Genomic DNA, 15,505 nt, shown 5'->3' on the forward strand with positions numbered 1-15,505 from the left:
TCACCTCGCCGGCGACCGTGGTGCAGAATGCCGGGTGGCCGCGGAGACGTGGCCACGAGCTGAGGGGAGTCGGGATGGCAGAGGTGCACCACGGGCTCGAGGGAGTCGTGGCGTTCGAGACCGAGATCGCGGAGCCGGACAAGGAGGGCTCGGCCCTGCGCTACCGGGGCGTCGACATCGAGGACCTCGCGGGGCGGGTCCCGTTCGAGAAGGTCTGGGGGCTGCTGATCGACGGGAAGTACGAGCCCGGGCTGCCGCCCGCCGAGCCCTACAACATCCCGATCCACACCGGCGACGTCCGCGCCGACGTGCAGGCCGCCGTCGCGATGCTCGCGCCGATGCTGGGGATGCGGCAGACCTACGACATCTCCGACGAGGAGGCCCGCGAGGACCTCAGCCGCGTCGCGGTGATGGTGCTGTCGTACGCCGCGCAGGCCGCCCGTGGCCTCGGGCTCCCGATCGTCCCGCAGCGGGAGGTCGACAAGGGCAGCTCGCTCGCCGAGAAGTTCCTGATCCGCTGGAAGGGCGAGGCGGACCCCGACCACGTCAAGGCGATCGACGCCTACTGGAGCTCCGCCGCCGAGCACGGGATGAACGCCTCGACGTTCACCGCCCGGGTGATCACCTCCACCGGTGCCGACGTCGCCGCGGCGTTCTCCGGGGCGATCGGCGCGATGAGCGGCCCGCTGCACGGCGGCGCTCCCTCCCGGGTGCTCGGGATGATCGAGGAGGTCGAGCGGTCGGGCGACGCCCGCGCGTACGTCAAGGGGCTGCTCGACAAGGGCGAGCGGCTCATGGGGTTCGGCCACCGCGTCTACCGCGCCGAGGACCCGCGGGCGCGGGTGCTGCGGCGCACCGCCAAAGAGCTGGCCAGCCCGCGCTACGAGGTCGCCGAGGAGCTGGAGAAGGCCGCCCTGGCCGAGCTCCGCGAGCGGCGCCCCGACCGGGTGCTGGAGACCAACGTGGAGTTCTGGGCGGCGATCGTCCTCGACTTCGCCGAGGTCCCGGCGCACATGTTCACCTCGATGTTCACCTGCGCCCGCACCGGTGGCTGGTCGGCGCACATCCTGGAGCAGAAGCGCACGGGGCGGCTGATCCGCCCGTCCGCGGTGTACGTCGGCCCGGGCGAGCGGCCGGCCTCCGAGGTCGAGGGGTGGGACCCCGCCTGGGGGTGACCGGCGTCAGTGGGCCGGGACCCGGGTCAGCCAGTAGCGGGCGTTCTCCGGGTCCGGGTTGCCGAACCTCGCGTTGACCGCCCACAGCGAGTGGCCGACCAGCGCGACGGTCGTCGGCACGTCGAAGTCGGAGCTGCTCTGCTCGGCGACCAGCCGCGCGTGGCGCAGCCGCGGCGAGAGCTCGAGCGTCGCGACCAGGTCCAGCTGGTTGCGTACGACGTGCAGCAGCCGGCCGTCGAGCTCCATCCCGTCACCGGCGGTGAGCGGGTAGCCGCCGGTGCGGACGCGGAAGGTGCGCCCGCTCGCCGGATCGATCCGGAACAGCCGGCCGGTGTTGCTCTGCACCGCCAGCAGCCGCCCCTTGGAGGCCACGATGCCGTTGAGGTTGAACCCGGGCTCGTGCTCCAGCGCCCCCGTGAGCCGGAGGATGCGGGCCGCGCGAGGAGGCGGCAGCTTCCTCCCGTGGAGCGGCACCACGGCGAGCCTCTGGTTCACCGAGTCGGTCACGAAGACGCCGGCACGGGTGACGACGAGATCGTTGAGGAACCGGTCCGCCAGCGGGCGGAACCGGTAGGTGCGGACGACCTTCCCGGTGCGCGCGTCGTGGGCGCGGACCACCGAGGTCGCTCCCCCCGCCACCCAGACGAGGCCGCGGCGCGCGTCGTGGTCGACGCCGACGGCCACCCGGCCCCGCTTGCCCGCGGCGATCGTCTTGTGGGACCGGGTGCGGGGGTCGACCCGGCGGATCGACCCGTCGGCCAGCGAGCCGACGTAGAGCCGCCGGCCGTCGGTGGTGACCCCCTCGGGCTGGTAGCCGCGCGGCAGATTGATCCGGTCGGGCAGGTGGTCGGTCACGTCGGGCGGTGAGGCGGCCGCCGGGGCGGCGGTGGCCAGCCCGGTGGCGAGGCAGGCGAGGACGGCGGCGGCGCGGCGACGGCTCATGGACCCTCCCGAGAGGTGCGGTCGTCCCGCCATCCTGCGCCTCCTGCGACGCCGCGGCAACGACCGGATCAGCCCTCCTCGGACACGTTCCCCCCGCCCTGACCGTCTGGCTCCGGCGCCTCGGCGGGCTCGACCGCGGTCTGCGGCCAGTCGGGGTCGACCCCCGGGATGTCGGTGCGCACCTGGTCGGGGTCGGGCGCTGCGGGGGTGTGCGGCTCGTCGTGGGGTCCGGGCTCGGCGGGGTTCGTGCTCATGGCCGATCCCTACCCCGCCCGGGGAACCGGCAGACCCGGGGCGAGCGGCTTCGCGAAGCACCGGCTGGTCGGTGAGTCCTTCCAGAGGCCGAACCCGGGGATCGGCACGTAGCCTGCCGACTCGTAGAGCGCGATCGCCTCCGGCTGCTTGAGCCCCGTCTCGAGGACCATCACGTCGGCCCCGGCAGCGGCCGCGCTCCGCTCCAGGTGGGCGAGGAGCAGCCGTGAGAAGCCACGCCCGCGGGCCGCCGGCACGACGTACATCCGCTTGATCTCGGCGGAGGTGGAACCGCCGAGCGCCACCACGTCAGGCCTCCGCCGCCACCCGCCGATCGCCACCGGCCGCTCGCCCGACCAGCCCACGAAGAACTCTCCGGCGGGCGGGTCGAACATCGTGCGGTCGAGGGGCGTGTGGTCGGGGCCGCCGTACCTCACGGTGAACTCCGCCTGGAGCTCGGCGACCAGCTCCTGCACGAGGGGGTCGCCGAACGGCGTGCGGCGTACGTCGAACCCGGTCACCCGGCCAATCTAGGCGCGGACGGCCTGCCGCCCACCACGACCCCGGTGAGAGGATGGCGCGCGTGACCGAGATCCAGCTGCCCGAGTCCCTGAAGCCCGCCGACGGCCGGTTCGGCGCCGGCCCGTCGAAGATCCGCACCGAGGCGGTCGACGCCCTCGCCGCGACCGGCACCTCGTTGCTCGGCACCAGCCACCGCCAGGCGCCGGTGAAGGACGTCGTGGGCCGCGTCCGTGAGGGGCTCGCGTCGCTGTTCTCGCTGCCGGATGGCTACGAGGTGGTGCTCGGCAACGGCGGGGCGACGGCGTTCTGGGACATCGCGACGTTCGGGCTGATCCGGGAGAAGAGCCAGCACCTGTCGTTCGGCGAGTTCAGCAGCAAGTTCGCCAAGGCGGCGAAGCAGGCGCCGTTCCTCGCCGAGCCGACGGTGATCACCAGCGAGCCCGGGACCCGGCCCCAGCCGCGGGCCGAGACCGGCGTCGACGTCTACGCGTGGGCCCACAACGAGACCTCCACCGCCGTGATGGCGCCGGTGCAGCGGGTCGACGGGGCCGACGACGACGCGCTGGTGCTCATCGACGCGACCTCGGGCGCCGGCGGGCTCCCCGTCGACCTGCGCGAGGTCGACGCCTACTACTTCGCGCCGCAGAAGTGCTTCGCCTCGGACGGCGGGCTCTGGATCGCGCTGCTGTCCCCCGCCGCCCTGGCGCGCGTCGACGAGCTCGCCGCGACCGACCGCTGGGTGCCGGCGTTCTTCGACCTCCCGACCGCGATCGACAACAGCCGGAAGAACCAGACCTACAACACCCCGTCGGTCGCGACGCTGTTCCTGATGGCCGAGCAGCTCGACTGGATGAACGCGCAGGGCGGGCTCGACGGGATGGTCGCGCGGACCACCCGCAGCGCGGAGGCGCTCTACGGCTGGGCGGAGAAGACCTCCTACACGACGCCGTACGTCCAGGAGCCGGGGGAGCGCTCCCTGGTCATCGGCACCATCGACTTCGACGAGTCGATCGACGCCGCCCAGGTCGCGAAGGTGCTGCGGGCCAACGGGATCGTCGACACCGAGCCTTACCGCAAGCTCGGCCGCAACCAGCTGCGGATCGCGATGTACCCGGCGATCGACCCGGCCGACGTCGAGGCGCTCACCGCCTGCATCGACCACGTCGTCGAGCGGCTCTGACGCGGCCGGGAGCCGCTCAGGCGGCCGGCTTCGTCGGCTCCCGCACCCACGTCCCGAAGAAGTCGTCGAGCTCCTCGCCCGAGACGTCCTCGTAGACGTCGACGAGCTGCTCGGTGGTCGCGGTGCCGTCCGCATGGCGCCGCAGCCACAGCCGCGCCCCGGCGAAGAAGTCGTCGTCGCCGAGCCGTAGCCGCAGTGCGTGGAGCGTGGCGGCGCCCCGGTCGTACACCGCACCGGCGAACAGCCCGGTGGGGCCGGGGTCGGCGACGACGACGCTCCAGAACGAGGAGTCAGCGGGAATCGCCATGACGTCCTCGAACTGCTCCTGCGCGGTGTCGCCCCCGTCGTGCTCGGTCCACAGCCAGGTGAGGTACGTCGCCCACCCCTCGTTGAGCCAGATGTCCCGCCAACGCCGGGGGCTCACCGAGTTGCCGAACCACTGGTGGCCGACCTCGTGGGCGACCGTGCCCTCGTTCGCGACACCGGAGTACACCGGCCGGGTCTGGGTCTCCAGCGCGTAGCCGACGCTGTCGTCGTCGACGATCGCGCCGGCTGCGACGAACGGGTAGCGGCCGAAGAGGCTCTCGAAGTAGTCGATCATCCGCGGCTGCTCCGCCAGGCTGGCGTCCGTGGTGGCGAGCGCCGCCGGCGGCAGGTCGGCGTCCACCGCGTCGATGATCGGCACCCCGCTCGCGCTGCGGTACGTCGGTCGCAGGTCGAAGTTCCCGATCGAGGCCGTGCTCAGGTAGCTCGCCTGCGGGTCGGGAGCCTTCCACCACCACGTCGTCGTCCCGCCACGGGTGACTGGCTTGCGTGCCGGGAGCCCGTTGGCGACCGCGGTCAGCCCTGCGGGCACGGTGATCTCGAAGCTGTAGGTCGCCTTGTCCGTCGGGCGGTCGTTGACCGGGTACCACGTCATCGCAGCCTCGGGCTCGTTGACGACGATCGCGCCGTCGGCGGTCGTGACCCAGCCGTAGAGCACCCCCTCGATGTCGGTCGGCCGGGTGGTCGCACCGCCGTACATGACCACGACGTGGACCGGCTTCCCCTTGTGCAGCACGCCGCGCGGACGCACCGTCAGCTCCCAGCGTCGCTGGGCGTCGTCCTGCTCCTGGGTGAACCGCGCCGGCTTCCCTCCGACGCGGACCCAGCGGACGTCGAGCCCGCGGAGGTCGAGGTTGAACGAGGAGAGCTTCCGGGTCGGTACCAGCCGGATCGTGGCCTTGCCCTCGAGATGGCCGCTGAGCTGACCCTGCGGCACGGACGGGTCGGCGGGCGGCCGGTAGTCGAGGTCGAGGTGGTAGTGGCGGACGTCGTAGCCGCCGTTGCCGGAGTAGGGGAAGTACGGGTCGCCTCCGCCGGGTGCTCCGGCCACCGGGCGCCCGCCACCCGGAGGGGCCGACGTGGCCCAGGGCGCCGGGGCGAGGGTGAGCGCGACGGCAGCGGCGGTCGAGGCGACGGTGAGACGGGTCGGCTGAGCCATGGCGACCTCCCGAGTGGGTCACCCGACCGTAGGACCCGGTTCAGCGGGCGCGCCAGCGCCGGGACCGACCGGTCCAGCACACCAGCGCGACGACGGCCCCGGCGAGCAGCGCGGCGCCGGTCCAGGTCCGCGCCGACCAGCCGTCGTCCTCCTCGGCGGCGGGGTCGGTGGGCTCGCGGCTCGTCGTGCCTTCCTGCTCCGGGGCGGGCGGCGGCTCCATCGCCCGCAGCAGCTCGTCCGGGAACGCCACGGCGACCACCTCGGCACGCCGCCCCTCGCTGGACAGCAGCAGCGCGCGGCCGCCGTCGGTGACCGCGAGCCCCTCGCCCTGCCGCTGGTGCGGCAGCCCGAAGCGGCCGAGGCTCTCCCACGTCCGGGCGTCGAGCACGGCGGCCGAGGAGTAGGTCCGCACCACCACGTGGCGGCCGTCGGGGAGGAACGCTCCGTCGGTCACCATCCCGTCCACCTCGCCCACGGGACGCAGCACGGTGGTCCCGCCCTCGGCGAGCCGTTCCGGGGCGGTGTAGACCTTGCCGCCGAGGAGCCCCTTGCTCACGACGAGGAGCCTTCCGGTCCGCGGGTGGACCAGCAGCGTCTCGGCGTCGTGCGGGCCGTCGACGTACCTGAGGTCGAACCGCTCGGCCTCCACCGTGCGCTCCCCCGGCTCGACGGGCGGCAGCCGGTAGACCGAGACCGACGCGCGTCGGCCGCCGTTGTCCCCGATGTCGCCCACCCAGACCGAGCCGTCCGCGTCGAGGGCCAGCGCCTCCACGTCGACCACCTCGTCGGAGGTGTACGTCGTGCGGCCGACCGTCTCCCCCGACCGGGCGTCGACCACGTGCACCACGGGGCCGGAGCCCGAGTCGTTGACGGTGAGCAGGGTGGACCCGAGCGCCACCAGCCCGCTCGACTCGTCGATCGTCGGGTCGGTGAAGGCGACGACCTGCTCGCCGGGGTCGGCCTTGCCGTCCGCGAGCAGCACCGCGCCGGTGAGGGCGACCGCCGCCACCACGGCGTGGAACCGCAGCGGGGACGGGCCGATCACGCCAGGAGCTCCTGGAGCCGCGGCCGGACACGCCACGTCGACGTCAGCTCGTCGAGCTCCGCGCGGTCACCGCGGGCGCCGGTGCGGATCGCGCGGAGCAGGGTGTTGCGCGGGGTGTGCCGGCTCTCGACGAACTCGACGACGTCGACGCGGTACCCTGCCGACCGCAGCACCCCGGCGCGGAGCGCGTCGGTGAGGGTGTCGGCGAACCGCTCGCGGAGGATGCCGTCCCGGGTCAGGACGGAGTACGGCGCGGGGGCCTCCTGGCGTCGCAGCTGGGCCGCGACGTCGTGGTGGCAGCACGGGGCGGCGAGCACCAGCGGGGCCTCCCACCGCACGGCCTGCGCCAGCGCGTCGTCGGTGGCGGTGTCGCAGGCGTGCAGCGCGAGCACCACGTCGGGGCGCATCCCCGGGTCGGTCGAGCCGATCTCGCCCTGGAGGAACGTCGTGCTGTCCGCGATGCCGAGCTGCTCGGCGAGCGCGGTGCTGTGCAACCGCGACTGCTCCTTGACGTCGATCCCGACGACCTGGGCCGGGATCCCGCGCACGGCGGTGAGGTAGCGGTGCGCTGCGAAGGTCAGGTAGGCGTTGCCGCAGCCGAGGTCGACCACCCGCAGCGGCTCCTCGTCGGTCGGCGTGCGGAGCGCACCGGCCGCGGTGGCGTCGTCGACCGAGGCGCCGAGCGCGCGCACCATCTCCTCGACCTGGCGGTACTTCGCCTGCCGGCTCGGCTTCACCCGGCCGCGCTCGTCGGAGATCCCGAGCGCCCGGAGCACCGGGTCGTCCTCGGGGAGCAGCCGGTTCTTGGCCCGGTCGTGGCCCCGGTCCGGCTCCTCGCCGGTCGGCTCGGTGGCGCGGGCGTGCACGAGCGCCTCGCCCTTCTTGGTCACCCGCAGCTGCAGCTCCTGGGTGGTGCTCCGCACGTGCCAGTTGCCGAACGGCTGGTCGAGGAGCTCGTCCACCGCGGCCGCCGCGGCGTCGCCGGCGTGGTTGGCGGTGAACGCCTGGGTGTCGTCGTACGTCGTGACCTGCAGGTGGGTGCCGCCTTTGAGCTCGACGTACCGCAGCTCCGCGCGGCGCCACTGCGGCCGCGCGCCCTTGCGCCGTCCGGCGGCGACGGCGCGGACCAGGGCGCCCTCGTCCAGCAGGAGCGCCCGGACCCGCGCCAGCGCCTCGTCGAGCTGCTCAGCCACGGATCGCAGCGCTCACGACGACGATGCCGATGAGGAGGATCAGCGCGCCCGGGATGACCAGGCGCCGGTAGCGCGGGTTCACCCGACGAGTCTAGGTGGGCGGGCCCGGCGCCGGCTCAGGCCGGGACCGGGCACCCCTCGCCGCTCCGCACCGCCAGGTCGGTCGCCGGGACGGTGTGCCGCCGCCGCTCGGCCCGGGCGAAGAGCGCCAGGCAGAGGAGGGTGCCCGCGCCGGCGACCAGCCCGCCGCCGATCAGCGACCACCGGGCGCCGAAGCTCTCCCCCAGCCAGCCGATCAGCGGCGAGCCGATCGGGGTGCCGCCCATGAAGATCATCAGGTAGAGCGCCATCACCCGGCCCCGCAGCTCGGCGGGGACGCTGATCTGCATCAGCGTGTTGGCGCTGGTGATCGTGGTGAGCGAGGTGATCCCGATCAGCGGGGTCATCGCGACGAAGGCGCCGTAGGTCGGCATCAGCCCGATGACCACCTCGACCGCGCAGAACAGCAGCGCCGCGCCCATCACGAGCCGCAGCCGGACCCGGGTGCGGCGCGCCGCGAGCAGCGCACCGGCGATCGAGCCGACGGCCATGGTCGAGCCGAGCACGCCGTACTCCCCCGCGCCCTTGCCGTAGACCTCGGTGGCCATCAGGGCGCTGGTCAGCTGGAAGTTCAGCCCGAAGGTGCCGACGAAGAACATCACCGCGAGCACCAGCATCAGGTCGGGGCGGGTGCGGAGGTAGCGCAGCCCCTCGAGCACCATCCCCGGGTGGCGCGGGACCGGCTGCACCGCGGTGAGCGAGCGGCCGATGCCGCGGAGCGCCCACAGGACCGCGCCGTAGCTGGCGGCGTTGAGCAGGATGACCACGCCGGTCGCCGGCACGCCCGAGCCGAAGGCGGCGATCATCAGGCCTGCGACGGCAGGGCCGACGATGCGGCCGGTGTTGAACGACGCCGAGTTCAGCCCCACCGCGTTGGGCAGGTCCTCGGGGTCGACGAGCTCGCTCACGAAGGCCTGCCGGACGGGCGCCTCGAAGGCGGTGCCGACGCCGAAGGCGAGCGCGATCACGTAGACGTGCCACTGCTGCACGACCCCGGTGACCGCGAGGAGGCCGAGGACCAGCGCGGGGCCGGCCATCAGGAGCTGGGCGAGCTGGAGCAGGCGGTACTTCGGGAACCGGTCGGCGACGGCACCGGCCCAGGGCGACAGGAGCAGGGCCGGCAGGAACTGCAGCCCGGTGGTGATGCCGAGCGCGGCACCGCTGCCGCCGCTGAGCACCAGGACGAGCCAGTCCTGGGCGACCCGCTGCATCCAGGTGCCGGTGTTGGAGACGAGGCCGCCGGCGTAGTAGCGGCGGAAGTTCTTGTGCGCGAGAGCGCGGAAGGTGGGGCTCATCGACGGCCCCCCAGGAGGCCGTCGAGGAAGGTGTGCCGGGTCAGAAAGCGCTCAACCTTTCGAGGATCGGGGCCGCCTCACGGAGGACGGCGCGTTCGTCAGGGGTCAGTTCACGGAGCCGGCAGGCGAGCCAGGCGTCGCGTCGACGCCGGTCGGCGAGCACCAGCTCGCGGCCCGCGTCGGTGATGTGCACGACGACCTGTCGGCCGTCGGTGGGGTGCGGCCGGCGCTCGGCGTAGCCGAGCTCCTCCAGGCACCGCACGGTGCGGGTCATCGAGGGCGGCTGCACCCGCTCGACCTGCGCGAGCTGGCCGATCGTGTGGTCGCCCTCGCGCAGCAGCAGCCCCAGCACCGCGAGCCCGGTCGTGCTGATCCCGAGGTCGTCGGGGCGCTCGGCGCGGAGCCGTCGGCTCAACCGCGCCACGGAGACGCGGAGGACCGAGGCCAGCCCGCTGTCGGAGCGGGAGACGTGCTCGAGGGTGGGAGCCATGGTTCTTAGTCTAGGTCATTACCCTTGCTAAAGAAACCGGGACGGCGCCGGTGTGACGCGTCAGACGTCGCTGCTGGTCGTCGGGGCTGCTGGGCGTCGAGCTGCCTGCTCCCAGCCGCTAGGCGTCGCGCCAGCCCTCGGCCTGGTCGTGCCCGTGGGCGGCCATCAGCGTGAGCCCGCCGTCGACGGTGATCGACGCCCCGGTGACGTACGACGAGCGCGGCGAGGCGAGGAACGCGATCACCGACGCGACCTCGTGCACGTGGCCCGGACGGCCGAGCGGGTTCCCCGGCCGCTCCTGGTGGTAGGCGTCGCTCTCGTCCATCCCCGTCATCGGCGTCGCGATCTCGCCAGGGGCGACCGAGCTGACCAGGATCCCGTGCTCCCCCAGTTCCAGCGCGAGGCACTTGGTGAGCATCCCGAGGCCGGCCTTCGCGGAGCAGTAAGGGCCGGCGCCGTACCTCGGGACGTGCTCGTGGACGCTGGTGACGTTGATGATCCGCCCGCCCTTGCCCTGCGCGAGCATGCGGCGCGCGGCCCGCTGGGAGCAGAGGAACGGCCCGTCGAGGTCGGTGGCGAGCACCTTGCGCCACTCGTCGTACCCCGTGTCGAGGAGCCGCGCCGAGGCGCCGGTCCCGGCGTTGTTGACCAGGACGCCGACGCCGCCGAGCTGGTCGGCGAGCTGGTCGACGACGTCGGCGCCGTCCGGGCTGCTGACGTCCTGCCGCGCGACGAAGCAGCGGCCACCCCGCGCCTCGATGCCGGCCTTCGTGTCCTGGGCGCCCGCCTCGTCGGTGTGGAAGGTGATCCCGACGTCGAACCCTTCGGTGGCGAGGAGCTCGGCCGTGGCCTTGCCCATGCCCGAGTCGGCGCCGGTGATGATCGCGAGCCGGTCGTGGGCCGGAGTGGTCACAGGTTCCCCTCCCCCTGGTTCATGCCGCGCTCGCGGTCCATCGTCTGGGTGTACTCGCGGCGGGTCCCCTCCGGGTCCTCGGTCCGCTCGTCGCTCTCCGCCAGGATCGCGGCCGCCTGCTCCTCCGGCTCGTCGCTGCCGACGTTGGCCTCCTCGGGGAGGAGGTCCGCACGGCGGTCGACGCGGTCGTGGTCGGCCTGCTGCTCGCTCGTGGGCCGGCCGGTCCGGGGCTGCTCGGTCTGGGGCTGCTCGGTCATGGCGACTTCCTACCCAGCGCCGGCGGATCCGATCCGCCCTACGGTGGGGAACCGTGGACCAACGGGAGGAGGAACCATGCCGGAGACAGCGCGGCGGGTGACCGTCAGCGGCCGGGTGCAGGGGGTCTGGTTCCGCGACAGCTGCCGGACCCAGGCGGAGGCGCTCGGCGTGCGCGGGTGGGTCGCGAACGAGCCGGACGGCACCGTGGCCGGCCACTTCGAGGGCTCGGAAGAGGCGGTCGCCGCCCTCGTCGAGTGGTGCCGGACCGGACCGCCGCGTGCGGACGTGACCGGCGTCGACGTCACCGAGGTCGAGCCCGAGGGGGCGTCCGGCTTCCGGGTGCGGTGAGCTATTCGACCCCGAGGAGCCGGCGCAGCGGCTCGATGGCGAAGTAGGCCACGAACATCACCGCGACCACCCACATCAGCCCGTGCACCTCGCGGCTCTTGCCGCGCACCACCTTGATCAGCACGTGCGCGATGAACCCCGCGCCGATGCCAGCCGTGATGCTGTAGGTGAACGGCATCAGGGCGATCGTCAGGAACGCCGGCAGCGCGATCTCGATGTCGTCCCAGTCGATCTCCTTGACCTGGGTCATCATCAGGAACCCGACCAGGACGAGGGCCGGCGTCGCGGCCTCGTTGGGGATCACCGCGACGAGCGGCGTGAAGATCGTCGCGAGCAGGAACAGCCCGCCGGTCACCACCGAGGCCAGCCCGGTGCGGGCACCCTCCCCCACACCGGCGGCCGACTCGACGTACGACGTGTTGGAGGAGACCGACGCGGCGCCTCCCGCGGCCGCCGCGATGGAGTCGACGACGAGGATCGCCTCGGTCCTCGGCGGGAGCCCCTGCTCGTCGAGGAGCCCGGCCTCCGAGCCGATCGCGGTCATCGTGCCCATCGTGTCGAAGAAGTCGGCGAGCAGCAGGCTGAAGACCAGCAGGGCGATCGCGATGTACGCCGCCGCGTCGTAGGAGCCGATCGCGTCGCCGAACCCGCCGATGTCGTCGAAGATCGAGAGCTGCCAGAGGTCCTTGACGTCGCTCCACCCCGGCAGGTTCGCGATGTTGCCCCAGCCCGGGAGCTCGGGGACGTTGAGGTTCCACCCGCGCGGGTTCACCTCGTCGCCGTTGACCGTCGGGCCGACGTCGGCAAGCCACTCGACGAGGATCGCGAGGACGGTGGTGCTGAGGATCGCGATCAGGATCGCGCCCCGGATCTGCAGGACGAAGAGCGCGATGATCAGCAGCAGGCCGAACGCGAAGACCACCGTCGGCCACCCGTCGAGCCGGCCGCCGATGCCGAGCTCGACCGGGACGGGGCCGGCGCCGGTGCGGCGGACGAAGCCTGCGTCGACGAGGCCGATCAACGCGATGAAGAGGCCGATGCCGACGCTGATCGCGGTCTTCAGCGACGACGGCACCGCCTTGAGCACGGCCGTCCGGAAGCCGGTCAGGACCAGCACCAGGATGATGACGCCCTCGAGGAACACGAACGTCATCGCCTCGGTCCAGGTGAAGACCTTGGCGATCGAGAACGTCACGAAGGCGTTGAGCCCGAGCCCGGTGGCGAGCGCCATCGGGTAGCGCGCGACGACACCCATGAGGATCGTCATCACACCCGCCACGACAGCGGTGCCGAGCGCGACCAGCGCGAGGTTGGGGCTGTCGCCGCCGCCGAGGTACTTGCCTGCCCCGTCGGTCTGGGTGCCGATGATCAGCGGGTTCAGCACGATGATGTAGGCCATCGTGAAGAACGTGACGACGCCACCGCGGACCTCTCGTCCGACGGTGGAGCCGCGCTCGGTGATCGCGAAGAACTTGTCCAAGGTGAGGCACCTCTTCGACGCTGGTTCGTGCCGGGTCAGGGATGACCGCAACGGCCGTGCGCAGCCACCGCGCTGTGGCGCTGGGCCATCCTCGCAGAGCAGGAGGGCGACCTGACGCCGGGGGCTGCCCTCGGATACCGTCCGGACGTGAGCACTCCCGACCCCGCGGCACGCCCTGACGCGCAGGTCGACGACATCGGCACCCAGGTGCACGAGATCGGCAACCGTACCTACCTGGTGGCCGACGTGGAGCCCCTGGACGTCAGCGGCGTGCGGTTCGTCGCGGTCGGTGCCGTGCTGTTCCTGCTCGCCGGGCTCGGGCTGCTGCCGTTCCACGGCTGGCTCGAGGAGCACGACCGCGAGTGGTGGTTGTGGACCTGCGCCGCCGGGTTCGGGCTCGGGATGTTCGGGGTCGACTACTGCCGCCGACGGGCGCGCCACCTGCACGGGTCCGACTGACTGCGCTTCCCGATTGACCTGGCGCTCACGTGGGCACTGTCAGCCCATGAGCGACCCGACCGGCCCCGCCGACCGGCCCGACCGCCGCGCCGCCGTGCTGTTCGACGTGGACGGCACCCTCGTCGACTCGACCTACCACCACGCGATGGCGTGGTTCCGCGCCTTCCGTCGCCACGACGTCACCCTCCCGGTGCACCGGGTCCACCGCACCATCGGGATGGGCGGCGACAAGCTCGTCGCCCACGTCGCCGGCGACGACGTCGAGAAGGAGCTCGGCGACGCGCTCCGGGAGGCGTGGGAGGAGGAGTACGCCGCGGTGGTCGACCAGGTCCCCGCGCTGCCAGGGGCGTCCGAGCTGTGCCACCGGCTCGCCGAGGACGGGTTCTCCGTCGGGCTCGCCTCCTCCGGCAAGAGCCGCTTCACCGAGGTCGCCGTCGAGGCCGCCGGCATCGGTTCGGTCGTCGCCGCGCAGACCAGCTCCGACGACGCCGAGGAGTCGAAGCCCCAGCCGGACATCCTCGTCGCCACTCTCGACCGCCTCGACGTGGACACAGCGGTGGTCGTCGGTGACACGCCGTACGACGTGGAGGCGGCCGCACGGCTCGGGCTGCGCTGCCTCGCCGTGCTGACCGGCGGCTTCTCGACCGCCGAGCTCGAGGAGGCCGGCGCGGTCGTCGTCGCGACCGACCTCACCGAGCTCGTCGACCATGACTGGGCGCAGCACCTCGCGCCACCCCGACGCTCCTGATCCCCCTGAGAGGACCCGCATGACCAGATTCGGCTACACGCTGATGACCGAGCAGTCCGGCCCGAAGGAGCTGGTGCGGTACGCCGCAGCGGCCGAGCAGGTCGGTTTCGACTTCGAGGTCTCCAGCGACCACTACTTCCCGTGGCTCTCCGCCCAGGGCCACGCGCCGTACGCCTGGTCGGTGCTTGGCGCCGTCGCGCACGCGACCGAGCGGGTCGACCTGATGACCTACGTGACCTGCCCGACGATGCGCTACCACCCCGCGATCGTCGCCCAGAAGGCCGCGACGCTCGGGCTGCTCTCCGACGGGCGGTTCACCCTCGGCGTCGGTTCCGGCGAGAACCTCAACGAGCACGTCGTCGGGATGGGCTGGCCGGCCGTCGCCTCGCGGCAGGAGATGCTGGCCGAGGCGATCCAGGTGATCCGCAAGCTGAACACCGGCGAGCTGATCGACCACCACGGCGAGTACTTCACCGTGGAGTCGGCACGGCTCTGGGACCTCCCGGACCAGCCGGTGCCGATCGCCGTCGCGGTCAGCGGCTCGGAGTCCATCTCCACCTTCGCCCCGCTCGCCGACCACGTCATCGCCGTCGAGCCCAACGAGTCGCTCCTCTCGGAGTGGAACTCCACCGAGGGCGCCCCGAAGGTCGGCGAGCGCGCCCGAGCGATCGGTCAGATCCCGATCTGCTGGGACCCAGACGAGGAGGCCGCGGTCGACCGCGCCCACGACCAGTTCCGCTGGTTCGCCGGCGGCTGGCAGGTGAACGCCGACCTGCCGACGACTGCCGGGTTCGCCGGCGCCACCCAGTTCGTGCGGCCCGAGGACGTGGCGGAGAGCATCCCCTGCGGCCCTGACCTCGACAAGATCGTCGACGCGGTCAGCGCCTACTGGGAGGCCGGGTTCACCGACATCGCGCTCGTCCAGGTCGGCGGCGACCACCAGGAAGAGTTCCTCGACAAGGCCGCCGGGCCGCTGCTGGAGAAGCTCCGGTCTGCGGCTCCCTAGGTGGGGATGGTTGAGCCCGTCGAAACCACCCCACGCGCCGATCAGTTCCAACGGCACCTCCCGGACGCGTTCCAGGTGCGGTTCGAACTGACTCAGCCACGGTGGTTGAGCTTGTCGAAACCACGAATCCCCAACCCTGCTTGGGGAAAACCGGTCTGCACCACTCCCACGGACTGTCGGTGGGCCTCCGTAGCGTCCTGCCCATGAAGACCACCACCACCGAGCCGTTCGAGCTCTTCACCACCCCCGTCGCCGCGGCCGGTGGGAGGACTGCGGCGGGGGTGGTCGAGCCGGTGGAGCCTGACGTGCTGGGCCAGGACGCCCCGGCCGCGTTGGCGTTCATCCGGGGTCGCCGGGTCGCGCAGGACGTTGCGGCCGCGGAGGAGCTGCGCGGGTTGTGTCACTGGGCCGACCTGCACCGCGTCGCCCCCGGCCGGGAGCTCGACGAGGGCGCGATCGACCCTGTGCTGCTCGCCCAGCCTCCCGCCGAGCACGAGGCCCAGGTCGCCGCCGCCAAGGCCAGGATCCTCGGGCAGCCGGTCCCCGAGTGGGCCGCCGAGCGGCTCGCCTCCACCCCCGGTGAGCTCGGCGTCGAAGGCAGCCTCCGCCTCGACGGG

18 protein-coding genes are annotated in these 15,505 nt (G+C 72.8%); 7 read left to right on the forward strand and 11 right to left on the reverse strand.

What is annotated here, in order from left to right:
• Nucleotides 1-74: 74 nt before the first annotated feature.
• On the forward strand, nucleotides 75-1,175 hold the full coding sequence (locus FIP57_RS02835; protein WP_148571702.1) for a citrate synthase 2: 1,101 nt from the start codon (nucleotides 75-77) through the stop codon (nucleotides 1,173-1,175).
• Between the two features lie 6 nt (nucleotides 1,176-1,181).
• Here the strand turns inward: FIP57_RS02835 and FIP57_RS02840 are convergent, their stop codons facing one another.
• The 3 genes from FIP57_RS02840 to FIP57_RS02850 form a co-directional block, all read right to left on the reverse strand.
• Nucleotides 1,182-2,117: an NHL repeat-containing protein gene (locus FIP57_RS02840; protein WP_148571704.1), complete on the reverse strand. Its 936-nt coding sequence runs from the start codon at nucleotides 2,115-2,117 to the stop codon at nucleotides 1,182-1,184.
• Between the two features lie 68 nt (nucleotides 2,118-2,185).
• Entirely contained in the window at nucleotides 2,186-2,371 is a 186-nt protein-coding gene (locus FIP57_RS02845) for a hypothetical protein (protein ID WP_148571706.1), read from the reverse strand.
• Between the two features lie 9 nt (nucleotides 2,372-2,380).
• Nucleotides 2,381-2,890: a GNAT family N-acetyltransferase gene (locus FIP57_RS02850; RefSeq protein WP_148571708.1), complete on the reverse strand. Its 510-nt coding sequence runs from the start codon at nucleotides 2,888-2,890 to the stop codon at nucleotides 2,381-2,383.
• A gap of 53 nt (nucleotides 2,891-2,943) precedes the next feature.
• Between FIP57_RS02850 and serC the strand changes: the two genes are divergently transcribed.
• Nucleotides 2,944-4,071, forward strand: coding sequence for a phosphoserine transaminase (gene serC / locus FIP57_RS02855; protein ID WP_203231003.1), 1,128 nt, complete (start codon nucleotides 2,944-2,946; stop codon nucleotides 4,069-4,071).
• A 16-nt stretch (nucleotides 4,072-4,087) separates the two neighbouring features.
• Here serC and FIP57_RS02860 read toward each other — a convergent pair whose 3' ends face one another.
• The 7 genes from FIP57_RS02860 to FIP57_RS02890 form a co-directional block, all read right to left on the reverse strand.
• Entirely contained in the window at nucleotides 4,088-5,554 is a 1,467-nt protein-coding gene (locus tag FIP57_RS02860) for a M1 family metallopeptidase (protein ID WP_148571711.1), read from the reverse strand.
• A gap of 40 nt (nucleotides 5,555-5,594) precedes the next feature.
• Nucleotides 5,595-6,599 (reverse strand): hypothetical protein, encoded by a 1,005-nt coding sequence (locus tag FIP57_RS02865; RefSeq protein WP_148571714.1) that lies wholly within the window; start codon nucleotides 6,597-6,599, stop codon nucleotides 5,595-5,597.
• Nucleotides 6,596-7,792, reverse strand: a complete 1,197-nt coding sequence (locus FIP57_RS02870; protein WP_148571715.1) for a class I SAM-dependent methyltransferase — start codon at nucleotides 7,790-7,792, stop codon at nucleotides 6,596-6,598. The genes FIP57_RS02865 and FIP57_RS02870 overlap by 4 nt, the downstream gene beginning before the upstream one ends.
• 116 nt (nucleotides 7,793-7,908) lie before the next feature.
• Nucleotides 7,909-9,186 carry an MFS transporter gene (locus FIP57_RS02875; RefSeq protein ID WP_148571717.1) on the reverse strand — a complete coding sequence of 426 codons (1,278 nt, stop codon included), beginning with the start codon at nucleotides 9,184-9,186 and terminating at the stop codon, nucleotides 7,909-7,911.
• Nucleotides 9,187-9,226: 40 nt separating this feature from the next.
• A complete protein-coding gene (locus tag FIP57_RS02880) occupies nucleotides 9,227-9,676 on the reverse strand; it encodes a MarR family winged helix-turn-helix transcriptional regulator (protein WP_148571719.1) in 450 nt (149 codons plus the stop codon).
• Between the two features lie 118 nt (nucleotides 9,677-9,794).
• Entirely contained in the window at nucleotides 9,795-10,589 is a 795-nt protein-coding gene (locus FIP57_RS02885) for an SDR family oxidoreductase (RefSeq protein WP_148571721.1), read from the reverse strand.
• Nucleotides 10,586-10,846 (reverse strand): hypothetical protein, encoded by a 261-nt coding sequence (locus FIP57_RS02890; RefSeq protein WP_203231004.1) that lies wholly within the window; start codon nucleotides 10,844-10,846, stop codon nucleotides 10,586-10,588. The genes FIP57_RS02885 and FIP57_RS02890 overlap by 4 nt, the downstream gene beginning before the upstream one ends.
• A gap of 76 nt (nucleotides 10,847-10,922) precedes the next feature.
• Between FIP57_RS02890 and FIP57_RS02895 the strand changes: the two genes are divergently transcribed.
• On the forward strand, nucleotides 10,923-11,195 hold the full coding sequence (locus FIP57_RS02895) for an acylphosphatase (protein ID WP_148571723.1): 273 nt from the start codon (nucleotides 10,923-10,925) through the stop codon (nucleotides 11,193-11,195).
• A 1-nt stretch (nucleotide 11,196) separates the two neighbouring features.
• Here FIP57_RS02895 and FIP57_RS02900 read toward each other — a convergent pair whose 3' ends face one another.
• Nucleotides 11,197-12,675 carry an NCS2 family permease gene (locus FIP57_RS02900; RefSeq protein ID WP_238993226.1) on the reverse strand — a complete coding sequence of 493 codons (1,479 nt, stop codon included), beginning with the start codon at nucleotides 12,673-12,675 and terminating at the stop codon, nucleotides 11,197-11,199.
• A 147-nt stretch (nucleotides 12,676-12,822) separates the two neighbouring features.
• On the opposite strand from FIP57_RS02900, the gene FIP57_RS02905 reads away from it, so the two are divergent.
• The 4 genes from FIP57_RS02905 to FIP57_RS02920 all read left to right on the forward strand — a co-directional run.
• On the forward strand, nucleotides 12,823-13,134 hold the full coding sequence (locus tag FIP57_RS02905; protein ID WP_238993227.1) for a DUF2530 domain-containing protein: 312 nt from the start codon (nucleotides 12,823-12,825) through the stop codon (nucleotides 13,132-13,134).
• A gap of 46 nt (nucleotides 13,135-13,180) precedes the next feature.
• A complete protein-coding gene (locus FIP57_RS02910; protein ID WP_148571725.1) occupies nucleotides 13,181-13,882 on the forward strand; it encodes an HAD family hydrolase in 702 nt (233 codons plus the stop codon).
• 19 nt (nucleotides 13,883-13,901) lie between these two features.
• Nucleotides 13,902-14,888: an LLM class F420-dependent oxidoreductase gene (locus FIP57_RS02915; protein WP_148571726.1), complete on the forward strand. Its 987-nt coding sequence runs from the start codon at nucleotides 13,902-13,904 to the stop codon at nucleotides 14,886-14,888.
• Between the two features lie 203 nt (nucleotides 14,889-15,091).
• The coding region (locus FIP57_RS02920; protein ID WP_148571728.1) for a hypothetical protein at nucleotides 15,092-15,505 on the forward strand (414 nt) is incomplete at its 3' end.

It is taken from the genome of Nocardioides caldifontis (assembly GCF_008087345.1).
Taxonomy (GTDB): domain Bacteria; phylum Actinomycetota; class Actinomycetes; order Propionibacteriales; family Nocardioidaceae; genus Marmoricola_A; species Marmoricola_A caldifontis.